General features: G+C 52.6%; 8 protein-coding genes. 2 read left to right on the forward strand and 6 right to left on the reverse strand.

From position 1 onward, the window contains the following. Positions 1–27: 27 nt before the first annotated feature. Together OLG56_RS10500 and manA are read right to left on the reverse strand one after the other, a co-directional pair. Positions 28–1,536: a YdgA family protein gene (locus OLG56_RS10500; RefSeq protein WP_061377339.1), complete on the reverse strand. Its 1,509-nt coding sequence runs from the start codon at positions 1,534–1,536 to the stop codon at positions 28–30. A gap of 102 nt (positions 1,537–1,638) precedes the next feature. Next, positions 1,639–2,814, reverse strand: coding sequence for a mannose-6-phosphate isomerase (gene manA, locus OLG56_RS10505; protein WP_001170622.1), 1,176 nt, complete (start codon positions 2,812–2,814; stop codon positions 1,639–1,641). A 199-nt stretch (positions 2,815–3,013) separates the two neighbouring features. Between manA and fumB the strand changes: the two genes are divergently transcribed. Together fumB and fumC are read left to right on the forward strand one after the other, a co-directional pair. After that, complete coding sequence (gene fumB, locus OLG56_RS10510) at positions 3,014–4,660, forward strand: class I fumarate hydratase (RefSeq protein WP_000066609.1); 1,647 nt, start codon at positions 3,014–3,016, stop codon at positions 4,658–4,660. 167 nt (positions 4,661–4,827) lie between these two features. After that, entirely contained in the window at positions 4,828–6,231 is a 1,404-nt protein-coding gene (gene fumC / locus OLG56_RS10515; RefSeq protein ID WP_000259117.1) for a class II fumarate hydratase, read from the forward strand. On the opposite strand, the gene tus is transcribed toward fumC, so the two are convergent. The 4 genes from tus to ompS2 all read right to left on the reverse strand — a co-directional run bounded on the left by tus (position 6,228) and on the right by ompS2 (position 11,655). Next, positions 6,228–7,157, reverse strand: a complete 930-nt coding sequence (gene tus / locus OLG56_RS10520; RefSeq protein WP_000092497.1) for a DNA replication terminus site-binding protein — start codon at positions 7,155–7,157, stop codon at positions 6,228–6,230. The two genes, fumC and tus, sit on opposite strands and share 4 nt — an antisense overlap. Before the next feature lie 75 nt (positions 7,158–7,232). Continuing rightward, positions 7,233–8,534 carry a two-component system sensor histidine kinase RstB gene (rstB, locus tag OLG56_RS10525; RefSeq protein ID WP_061377338.1) on the reverse strand — a complete coding sequence of 434 codons (1,302 nt, stop codon included), beginning with the start codon at positions 8,532–8,534 and terminating at the stop codon, positions 7,233–7,235. Between the two features lie 110 nt (positions 8,535–8,644). After that, positions 8,645–10,351 (reverse strand): amidohydrolase, encoded by a 1,707-nt coding sequence (locus OLG56_RS10530; RefSeq protein WP_072274987.1) that lies wholly within the window; start codon positions 10,349–10,351, stop codon positions 8,645–8,647. A 152-nt stretch (positions 10,352–10,503) separates the two neighbouring features. Continuing rightward, complete coding sequence (gene ompS2, locus OLG56_RS10535; RefSeq protein WP_023208195.1) at positions 10,504–11,655, reverse strand: porin OmpS2; 1,152 nt, start codon at positions 11,653–11,655, stop codon at positions 10,504–10,506. Positions 11,656–12,109 lie beyond the last annotated feature (454 nt).

Genomic DNA, 12,109 nt, shown 5'->3' on the forward strand with positions numbered 1-12,109 from the left:
GCAGCGTCGCGACACCCGGCAAGGCGATTATTGTTGAGGCAGCGCCGGAACGTCCGGAACGGAAAGCGCCGGCATTCCAAACAGGCCGACAAAGTCTTCCAACGGCATTTTTTGTCCGTTGAGCGTGATCTGGCCATTGGCGTACTGCAAACTGGAGGCGATAGTATTATCCTTCAGCGTTGTCAGTCGGAACATCTGACCCATTGCGGACAGCCCCTGCACCTGCTGTTTTGCCAGTTTTTCCGCATCATCCTGCTGATAGCCTTCCAGTTTTGCTATCTGCGTCATAAACTCGACCGCCATGTCCATCGGAATTGCCAGTTTCGCATCCAGCGATTTCACGGAGCGGTCGACTTCCTGCGCCAGCGTTTGTGGTTGTGCCGTTGTGGTTGCCGGATCTTTGAGGAACAGCGACAGATTCAGCGTGGTTTCCCCTTTGGCGTTTTTCCAGCTAAGCGGCGCCAGAGTCAGTACCGGATCGCCTTTTAACAGCACGGGGAGAGCGCTAAAGAACGCTTCAGTGACTTTTTGCTGATAAAGCTCAGGATTCTGCGCCACGTCCGGCTGATTCAACAGCGCCTGCGTTTGCGCATGATATTGCTGACTAAACTGGTGCCAGGCTTCGCCGTCGATTTGACCGACTTTCAGCGTTAATTTACCGCTGCCCAAATCCTGATTCTGCACTTTCAGGCTGTTAAGCGAGTAATCCAACTGGCTGTTAATGGTTTTTCCGTCGTTGACGAGATCGGACTTGCCGGCAATTTCCATCCCTTCCAGCACCGCCATCTCTTTACCCTCAATGGCGATGGACAGTTTATCCAGCGTTAACTTTTGATCGCCTACACGCTCGCCAAAGCTTGCCAGCTTACTGGTACCGTCTGTTTTCAAATTATTAAAGGTGAGTTGTACCTTCTGATTATATTCGTTAACGGCATCGACCAGGCCGCTCTGCGCTTTGCCCGACAGCGAAACCACATTACCGTCTTTGTCGGCGTTAAGCTGGAACTCGCCGCCGCTAAAGGCGACCTTTTCACCGGCATTCTCGTAGTTTAACGGCTTGAGAGAGATATCGGAGCGGGTATCGCCGCCATAACCAATGCGGGTATTGATAACAAAGGGCGTGTCGCCTTTCGCGATATCAAAGAGGGGTTTTGCCGCATCGTTATTCACCAGGGTGGTTTTTACCGACGCCATAGAAGGGATCAGATTGAGCGTTTTAAGCTGGGCGAGCGGGAAGGGGCCATGTGAAACGGACTCGTCCAGCACAATGCTTTGCCCGGGCTTCAACCAGGTATTGTCTGCGCCGGCAACCGGTTTGACAACCAGTTGCAGATGGCTACTGAACACGCCACGCTGGTAGTTTTGATAACTTAATTCGACACCGGCCTCCGGCGCAGTACGCTTGAGCTGTTCATTGGCCTGAGTCACCATTTCTGAAAGATGGTTCTCCAGCTTTTTCCCCGTATACCAGGCGCCGCCTGTCCAGACGATGCCAAGTGCAATCACTACACCTGCAGCTACCAGTGTTTTTTTCATATCAATTGTCCATAAAAATGAAACCAGGCGGATTAAACCGCCTGGAGGAGTTTTACGTCTGTTATAAGCTTAGCAAGAGTTGTTAAAAAATTCAGTACGTTGCTACAGCTTGTTATAAACACGCGCTAAACGGCCCGTGCCGCTGGCGTTAACCGGAGACTCATCCGCGCCGATAAAGGCCGATTCACCCGGCTTCAGTACCAGACGCTGTTCATCTTTACGTAACACCGCCTCACCCTCAACGCAGAACAGAATCGCGGCGCTGTGTTGGCCGATGCTCGTCTCCTGAAGCGCCAGGTCGTGCAGTGAAAAAGCAAAATCGTCAACCGGAATTGGGAAGTCCAGCTCCGCGCCGCTTTTCACCGGGGCCGTCAGCAACTCGCCGGCAGGTTTAGGTTCGAACTTCACGTTCGCGACTAGCTCAGGGATGTCGATATATTTTGGCGTAAGGCCAGCGCGCAGAACGTTATCGGAGTTCGCCATGACTTCCAGCGCAACGCCCTGCAGATAAGCATGAGGCGTTTCGGCAAACAGGAACATCGCCTCGCCGGGATTCAGTTTGACCACATTCAGCAACAAAGGAGAGAAAAGCCCGCTGTCGTCAGGATAATACTCTGAAATCACGCGGATCGTTTGCCACGGTTCGCCTTGCTGGCTGTTAAGCGCCGCTTTGAGTACGGCTAACGCGCGGGATTTTTCTTCGCCTTGCATATTCAACAGGCTGGCGAAAAGCTGGCTCAGACGTTCAGCGTTTGGCGCCTGCAAAAAGTGGGCGATAGCGGAATGCGCGCCAGCGACAGGTTGCAGTAAAGAGACAATGTCAGAAAATTCGCGGAACGCGTTCATCGCCAGGAAAGGCGTCAGGGCAAAAACCAGCTCTGGTTTATGGTTAGGATCTTTATAGTTCCGCTCTGCGGCATCCATGGGGATACCCGCCGCATTTTCTTTCGCGAAACCGATTTCGGAGTTGCGTTTATTCGGGTGCACCTGAATAGAGAGCGGCTGCGCGGCGCACAGTACTTTAAACAGAAACGGCAGTTCGCCGAAACGGTTGGCTACCGCTTCGCCCAGCATGGCGGTTTTATTCTTTTCGATGGCGTCACGCAGGGAGACGGTTTCGCCGTTGGCGGTGGTGATTCGCGAGCTGCTTTTGGGATGCGCGCCCATCCAGAGTTCAGCCATTGGCTGCTGCTGCGGATTGGCGATGCCATAAAGTTCCGTTAACGCAGTTTTACTTCCCCAGGCATAGTTTTGCACTGAGTTAATGAGTTTTTGCATTATCAAGCCCTGTTTCAATGTGGAGATTAATGGGAGGTATTAAACCAAGAAACCCGCATGAAGTAACCTCCGGGCGTAAAAAGTCGTACTTGTCTCAGTTTTTGTTAAAAAATTGTGTAGGATAGTGTTACTCGCTTTGAGTCGGGCAATGGAACACCTGCCCAGAGAATAACCATACCGAGCGGTAAGTGAGAGCACAATGTCAAACAAACCCTTCTTTTATCAAGACCCTTTTCCCCTCAAAAAGGACGATACCGAGTACTACTTGTTGACCAGCGAACATGTTTCCGTCGCCGAATTTGAAGGACAAGAGATCCTGAAAGTCGCGCCGGAAGCGCTAACGCTGTTGGCGCGTCAGGCCTTCCACGATGCGTCTTTTATGCTACGTCCCGCGCATCAGCAGCAGGTGGCGGATATTCTGCGCGATCCGCAGGCCAGTGAAAACGACAAATATGTCGCGCTGCAATTCCTGCGAAACTCCGATATCGCGGCCAAGGGCGTGTTGCCCACCTGCCAGGATACCGGTACGGCCATTATTGTCGGCAAAAAAGGCCAACGCGTCTGGACTGGCGGAGGTGATGAAGCGGCGCTGGCTCGCGGCGTATATAACACCTATATCGAAGATAACCTGCGCTATTCGCAAAACGCGGCGCTGGATATGTACAAAGAGGTCAATACCGGTACTAACCTGCCGGCGCAGATCGATCTCTACAGCGTCGATGGCGATGAATATAAATTCCTCTGTATCGCTAAAGGCGGCGGATCGGCGAATAAAACCTACCTCTATCAGGAGACAAAAGCGCTTCTGACGCCGGGTAAGCTCAAAAATTATCTCGTTGATAAGATGCGTACGCTGGGCACCGCCGCCTGTCCGCCGTATCACATTGCGTTTGTCATTGGCGGCACCTCGGCGGAAGCGAACCTGAAGACCGTTAAGCTGGCCTCGGCAAAATACTATGATGCGCTACCGACCGAAGGCAATGAACACGGGCAGGCCTTCCGCGATATTGAGCTGGAAAAAGAATTGTTGCTTGAGGCGCAAAATCTTGGCTTGGGCGCGCAGTTCGGCGGCAAATATTTCGCTCACGATATTCGTGTCATCCGATTGCCGCGCCACGGGGCATCGTGTCCGGTAGGTATGGGCGTGTCCTGCTCCGCGGATCGAAATATTAAAGCGAAGATCAACCGGGAAGGGATCTGGATCGAGAAGCTGGAGCGCAATCCCGGTAAATATATTCCCGAGGCGCTGCGCCAGGCGGGAGAGGGCGAGGCGGTGCGCGTTGATCTTAACCGTCCCATGAGCGAGATACTGCAACAACTGTCGCAGTATCCGGTATCAACGCGCCTGTCGCTGAACGGCACGATTATTGTGGGCCGCGATATCGCGCACGCTAAACTGAAAGAACGGATGGACAGAGGCGAAGGTTTGCCGCAGTACATCAAAGATCATCCTATCTATTATGCGGGGCCGGCAAAAACGCCGGAAGGGTACGCCTCCGGGTCGCTTGGGCCGACTACCGCAGGACGGATGGACTCTTATGTTGATCAGCTCCAGTCGCAGGGCGGCAGTATGATCATGCTGGCGAAAGGCAACCGCAGCCAGCAGGTGACCGATGCCTGTAAGAAACATGGCGGCTTCTACCTGGGCAGTATCGGCGGCCCGGCAGCCGTTCTGGCGCAGGGCAGTATCAAGCGCCTGGAGTGCGTGGAATATCCTGAACTGGGTATGGAGGCTATCTGGAAAATTGAAGTGGAGGATTTTCCGGCCTTTATTCTGGTGGATGATAAAGGCAACGATTTCTTCCAGCAGATTCAGTCATCGCAGTGCGCGCGCTGCGTTAAGTAATGTCGCCGCCCTGCGGGGCGGTAACATGATTCGCTATTTTGCCGGAGAACGGCGCAAGCGCCTTATCCGGTCTACACCGTTGTGTTGTTATCGTTAATACTCATAAGACCGCAAACATGTGAGCAATGTCGACACATGATCTCATCAACTTGAGTAAGGAGCAGGTAATGGTAACGGTACGCCGCGAGAAAGATTCAATGGGCGCGATTGAAGTCCCGGCAGATAAACTGTGGGGGGCACAGACTCAACGTTCGCTGGAGCATTTTCGGATTTCCACGGAGAAAATGCCCGTCTCGCTCATTCACGCTCTGGCGTTGACCAAGCGCGCCGCTGCGAAGGTCAACCAGGACTTAGGGTTGTTGGCGGCGGAAAAAGCCAGCGCGATTATCCAGGCGGCTGATGAAGTGCTGGCGGGAAAACATGCTGATGAGTTTCCGCTGGCGATTTGGCAGACCGGGTCCGGTACGCAAAGCAACATGAATATGAATGAGGTGTTAGCGAACCGCGCCAGTGAAATTTTGGGCGGCGTTCGCGGTATGGAACGCAAGGTGCATCCCAATGATGACGTCAATAAGAGTCAAAGCTCAAACGATGTGTTCCCAACCGCCATGCACGTGGCGGCGTTACTGGCGTTGCGCGAACACCTTATCCCGCAATTATCCGCATTAACGGATACGCTTCGCGATAAATCCCACGCTTTCGCCGATATTGTCAAAATTGGCCGTACTCACCTGCAGGACGCGACGCCGCTCACCTTAGGCCAGGAGATTTCCGGTTGGGTAGCCATGCTGGAACATAACCTCAGGCACATTGAGCACAGTTTACCGCACGTCGCGGAACTGGCGCTCGGCGGAACCGCAGTAGGGACAGGGCTTAATACCCACCCGGAATATGCCCGGCGCGTGGCCGAGGAACTGGCGACGATTACCGCAGCGCCGTTTGTTACCGCCCCGAATAAATTCGAAGCGCTGGCGACCTGTGACGCGTTGGTACAGGCGCATGGCGCATTAAAAGGACTGGCGGCCTCGCTGATGAAAATCGCCAACGATGTTCGCTGGCTGGCGTCCGGCCCGCGCTGCGGCATTGGCGAGATTGCTATCCCGGAGAATGAGCCAGGCAGTTCCATTATGCCTGGTAAAGTGAATCCGACCCAGTGTGAAGCGGTAACGATGCTATGTTGCCAGGTGATGGGTAACGATGTGGCCATCAATATGGGGGGCGCATCGGGCAACTTTGAGCTCAACGTCTATCGTCCGATGGTTATCCATAATTTTCTGCAAACGGTGCGCCTGCTGGCCGATGGCATGGCGAGCTTCAATCAACACTGTGCGTCAGGAATCGAGCCAAACCGCGAGCGTATTACGCAGTTGCTGAATGAGTCGCTGATGCTGGTCACTGCGCTCAATACGCACATCGGTTACGATAAAGCGGCGGAGATTGCGAAGAAGGCGCATAAAGAAGGGCTGACGCTCAAAGCCTCAGCCGTGGCATTAGGATACCTTAGCGACGAGGAGTTCGACGCCTGGGTACGTCCGGAGTTAATGGTTGGCAGTATGACGCCGGGACGTTAATCCGCCACATACAGGTGCAGTCGCGGAATAATCAGTCGCAGCGGTTGCGCCTGTGGTTTAAAACGGTGCTGAATATTATCGGCGTCATAGTTTTCCAGCCCGCCAATATCCGGCACGCCAGCGCCGTTGTCCGTGTTGATTAATGCGATAATCGGCGTGGGGCAGGCGTGTTGCACCTGTTTCTGCTGGCCTTTATACCAGATGCGGGCGATCGGCTGTACTTTAACCGGACGCTTAATCTTGAGTCGGGCCTGCTGCGGTAAGGCAGCGATATCCTGATATTCCCGTTCCAGCTTGAATTGCCATTGTTCGCGCGTCCACGGCGGGACGCTGCGCGGCGACGCGAGGCTTTTTTTCAACTGGCTCAGAACCTCATCCCGGCTTAAATTTTTAATAATATGTTTATTTGCCCAGCCGAAACGTATAGTGGCGGGGTTATTGATAAGCGTCAGCGTGCGGTAAGCGTTCAGCGTAATTAAGCCGGGTAGATGCCGATGCACCCACTCAAAACGTGCCGCTGAGGGAAGACCGGACTCTACCGTAACCATCTGCTCGAAGGTGGTTTTCAACTGGTTAATGCGCTGTACCTGATTTTCCAGATCTAACTGTGTCGCATTATCCACTTGATAGCATAAGACGCCAGGCAGGCGGACGGCGGCTTTACTGCTGCGGTTTTCGGACTGCTGTTGAATAAACAAATGGCGATAGTGACGTAGCGCCAGCGTTTCGGCCTCTTTCCCCAGATGTTGCGTTACCTCGATAGTGTCCAGCGGCGCATGTTCCGCCTCTTTGGTCACCTGCGGCAGTGAAAAGACTCGGGCGATAAGTAGCGAATGCTGCTGTAGATTATCCGTCAGCGCCGCCAGGTGTTGTTCTATCTGGCGAAAAGTGCCATTCAGGCGTTCAACGAGATCGTAGCGGGACATGGTATCACTCACTTTAGTTACAACATACTATCTGTATAGCACAGTTCCCGCCACTCAACCAGCGTGCAAAATACGTCAGGCAGCGGTCATGTCGGGCATCGCGTGCCAGACCGGCCAGTGAAAGCTAAATTTTGCGCCGCCCAGTTCGCTCTCGTCACAGACGACGCTACCGCCCATCGCCAGGGCGATAGAGTGTACGATGGCGAGTCCAAGCCCGCAGCCGCCTGTCGCCCGGTCTCTACTGGGGTCGAGTCTGACAAAAGGTTCAAATACGTGCTCTCGCGCATCCGCTTCAATGCCGGGGCCATCATCTTCGACTATCAACGTTGCCTGACTGCCGTCGAGTAACAGACTGACCTGAACGGTGGTACGACTGTAGCGCAACGCATTATTCAGCAGGTTATCCAGCACTCGCGACATTAACCGCATATCAAGCGCGCCATAATCGCCAATTACAGATGTGAGAAGGTTTACGGCACGTTCCGGGTTCACGCTCTGCACATCCTGCAAATGCGCTAGCAACCAGGCGGGGAGGTCGGGTTCGGTCAACATCAGTTCATTTTGCGGTCGGTCAAGGCGCGCATAGGTGAGCAGTTCTTCAATCAGCGCTTCCAGTTGACCAATATCGCGATTGAGCGCCTGTGATTCCGGCGGTGTCAGATTTTCACTCATTTCAAGCCGATAGCGTAAACGTACCAGCGGCGTGCGAAGCTCGTGGGCGATACCGTCAATCAGCTGTTTTTTACTGGCGATCAGAGCATTAATGTTATCCGCCATCTGGTTGAACGCGACACCCAGACGTTCGAAACTGGAGCCATTATCGAAGTGCAGGCGTTCAGTCAAGTGACCCTCGCCAAAGCGCTGCGCGGCGGATTCGAGCCTGAGCATTTCTTGCCAGTGCGGGCGCATCCAGATAAACACAGGAAAGGCGAGAGAAAAGGCAATGAGCGCCATTAAGGCGATATCCAGCAGTCGCATTTGATGCAGGAAATAGAGATAGGGAACCGGGCCAACCGCCAGGACGTAATGGCTGCGCGGGATACGCTGAATAAAGGTGTATTGATCATCAAGCGCGACGATATCGCCTTCACGCAGTCGCTGCGTGGTGGCGGCATCAAGCTTATAGTGATTTAACGGTTCAACGCGTAAATCGAAAGAGAGGTTCAGGTCCATCTCTTTTAACGTTTTCCCCCATTCACGCGGCGGAATTTCCCGCAGTTCGCTGCGCATCAGATAGAGCGAACTTTTCATCAGATCGTCGAGCGATTGCCTGCCCGCGCGTTCGGCAGTGAATTTGTACACCAGTCCGACCAATAAGGTCATGACCAGAAAACAGACGAACAGCAAAAGGTAAAACTGCACAAACAGCTTTTTCATCAACGCCCACCGGATCTCAATACATTAGCTCTATCGCGCGCTGACGAAAAAGATTTCCTGTCAGCGCCGCTGGTGGGTTATAAAAGCAGGCTTTGCGTCAACTGACAACCTCATTGTCCGGCGTTAAGTTCCGGACTTTCGTGAACAATGCGTCCATCGACAAGCGTCAAAACAGCGCGAATGGTATCAATTCTGTCTTCCGGCATCGTCATAAATGGCTGATTGAGTACCGCCAGATCGGCCTGTTTTCCGACGCTAAGCTGGCCCCGGTGTTGTTCGGCAAAGGCGAGCCAGGCGGCATGACGTGTATATAACGTTAGCGCTTCCAGACGCCTGAGCCGCTCGCTGGCGGGTTTACGCACGGAACCGCCTGACGCTATACCGGTGATATGATATTCGATAGCGTGCCAGACACCGGCAATGCCAATACGCGTCGAATCGGTACCGCCAGCCACGACAAGCCCTTTATCCAGCGCCAGTCGAACCGGCGGCGAATTGTCCGTCGCGCCGGGTGGATTGGCGTCACGGATGGCAAGCCCCTCAAAGTAAGGCCCCATTTGCACAGTGTATGCCAGACCCAGCTTACGCATTCGCTCAAGCGTCTGTGGCGAACCGGTATTCAGATGCGCAATAGACCAGCGGAGAGGGCGCAGATCGTACTGCTGCGCTACCTGCTCAAAAATCGTCAATATCGCGTCGGCGCTGTCATCGGTATAGGCGTGGATCTCAAGCGGTATTCCCCGTTTTGCCGCAAATGTCGCGACCTGGCGAAGCGCGGTTTTGTCCTGCTCTGAGGAAGAAAATCCTGGGGCCATCCGCACGCCGTCATTCATTCCGGCCACCAGGCTTTCCCCCAGGCCAAGAAATGCCAGTTGCCCGTCATCGGCACGCGCCGGGCGAAAGGCCATCAGGTTGCTGAACCACTGCGCTTCATGACCTTTCGCTTCTGGCTGTACCGGAATGCGATACCCCACGCGCAGCGGTAAATCCCCCTGGTTTCGCATTGCAAATAAAGGCTCATAAGCGGCGGCAGGCCCGGCAGAGGGGTCAATGATGCCGGTCACGCCGCGAGCGTTCATATCAGCGAAAAATTGCCGCAGGCCGCCCTCGCGATCGGCGTTACTACTTATGCTGGCAAAAAGCTGATTGAACGCGGCGATGTCACCAAATAATTTCCCCGTGGCGCTACCTTTTGCGTCGCGCTCTACGCGGATTCCCGCTAAATCAGGAGGAGGGGTGTCGTTAAGGCCAAGTACGTCTATACCGCGCTGATTCACTAACGCATAGTCGTAAAGATACTGAATATAAGCCGGATGATCGGGAAGGGCGTGGCTTAGTTCGGCTACCGTCGGCGCCCGGTTTTCTGCAAATTGCGCCGGTATCCACGATCCCACTACGGCTACCCATTGATCGTGGGGACGACGGTTAGCGTCGGCGCGTAATTTATCCAGCGCGTCTTTAAGCGAAGGGCTGTCGTACCAGTAGGTTTCGAATGTCCAGGTTTGTCCGCCGCGAATGGCGTGGATATGGGTATCGGTCAGACCGGGTATCACGGTTTTACCCTGTAAATCGATGGTACGGGTATGGTCGCCGCGCCATTCATCTGTCGCCGTATCATCGCCAATCGCCACAATCCGCGAGCCGAAAATCGCCAGCGCGCTGGCCTGCGGCTGGGCATCATTCAGAGTGATGATATTACCGTTATGCAAAATAATATCCGCTGCCGGGCGGGCGGCGGTGGCTGCGCCTGTGGCCGTGAGCAGAAAGAGAAGCGCGGTTCTGGAAAGCAGAGGCGGGACGAGACTGATCATTAGCATGTTCCTTTTGTCGGGCGATAAGCAAACCATAGAGAGCGAACAAGAATTGTTCAATCTGTGCCCAGGGAACAGTGCGTTCTGTTTTTAGAACGGTGGTGATAGAAAAAGAAAAGCCCGCCGAAACGGCGGGCTTGAGAAGAATTAATGAATAATTAGAACTGGTAAACCATACCCAGCGCGACGATATCATCAGTGCTGATACCGGCATCTTTATAGAACGGGTCGTCATCATCCAGCAGGTTGATTTTATAATCAACATAGGTGGAGAAGTTTTTGTTGAAATAGTAGGTAGCACCTACATCAGCATATTTAACCAGGTCTTTATCATCGCCATTAACGTTGTTATAGGTCAGATCTTTACCTTTAGACATCAGGAAAGAAACCGCCGGGCGCAGACCGAAATCAAATTGATATTGGGCTGTAACTTCGAAGTTTTGCGTTTTGTTTGCTACGCCGCCAGCATAACCCGGGTCCGTTTTACCATAAGGCGTCATATTACGGGTTTCAGAATACATAGTCGCTAAATAGATGTTGTTGGCATCATATTTCAAGCCAGCTGTCCAGGCATCCGCTTTGTCGCCGCCAGCAATCGTGCCGCCAGCATTGACTTGCTCATTAGTACGATCGGAAGTGGTATACGCAGCGCCTGCGCTGAAGCCCATGCCAATATCATAGGTAGTAGAAATACCGAAGCCATCACCGTTATCGTAACGAATATCGTCGCCATTATTACGGTTATTGGTACCGATATTTACATCGTCAGCGCTTTGGCTTTCATTTTTACCCTGATATTGCAACGCGAAGTTCAGACCGTCTACCAGACCGAAGAAATCAGTGTTACGGTAGGTGGCCACACCGTTAGCACGACCGGTCATGAAGTTGTCAGCGTAAGTGTAGGAGTCGCCGCCGAACTCAGGCAGCATATCGGTCCAGCCTTCTACGTCGTACAGGACGCCGTAGTTACGACCATAGTCGAATGAGCCGTAGTCGCCGAATTTCAGGCCGGCGAATGCCAGACGAGTCCAGGAATTAGCGCCTTCGCCTTCGGTAGTGTTAGCCTGAACGTTATATTCCCACTGGCCGTAACCGGTCAGTAGGTCGTTAATCTGCGTTTCGCCTTTAAAGCCGACACGCATATAGGTCTGATCGCCATCTTTAGAAGAGTCATCAGAGAAATAGTGCAGGCCGTCTACTTTCCCGTAAAGGTCCAGTTTGTTGCCGTCTTTGTTATAAATTTCAGCGGCGTGTGCTGCGCCAGCAGCCAGCAGAGCCGGGATGACAAGTGCCAATACTTTTCTTTTCATTTTTTTATCCTTAACAACTTAACTTATTTGCAAAAGATTGAACTTCTACAGATTCGTTGAATCAAAGGCATCCTAATCTGAATAATATTATTTCAGCAAATGCTAACTTTTCTTATATGTTATTAATTAATACAAAAGTTACTGTCGGAAATGCATATATTTATGGTGAATGTATTTGTTGTTATATATTCATGATTATGATTTGTTTGATTTCACAATTTGCGAAAAAAGACGGCAATATAGCGCCGGTCAGACATTCTGTTATCAATTTTGTGAACTGACTTCGAGTTTTTTTAATTTAATTTTCTTGGGAGAAAAAGACGTAATGAAGAACCGCAACGCAGAGAAAACGGTAATAAAGGGACCGTTTCGACTAATAAAAATAGCATTCATGTATACAATGTCTGTTTTTTGAACAGTGGCGGTGATGAGCATCGCCACTATGATTTGATAA

It is taken from the genome of Salmonella sp. 2018103, assembly GCF_026247685.1.
GTDB lineage: Bacteria > Pseudomonadota > Gammaproteobacteria > Enterobacterales > Enterobacteriaceae > Salmonella > Salmonella enterica.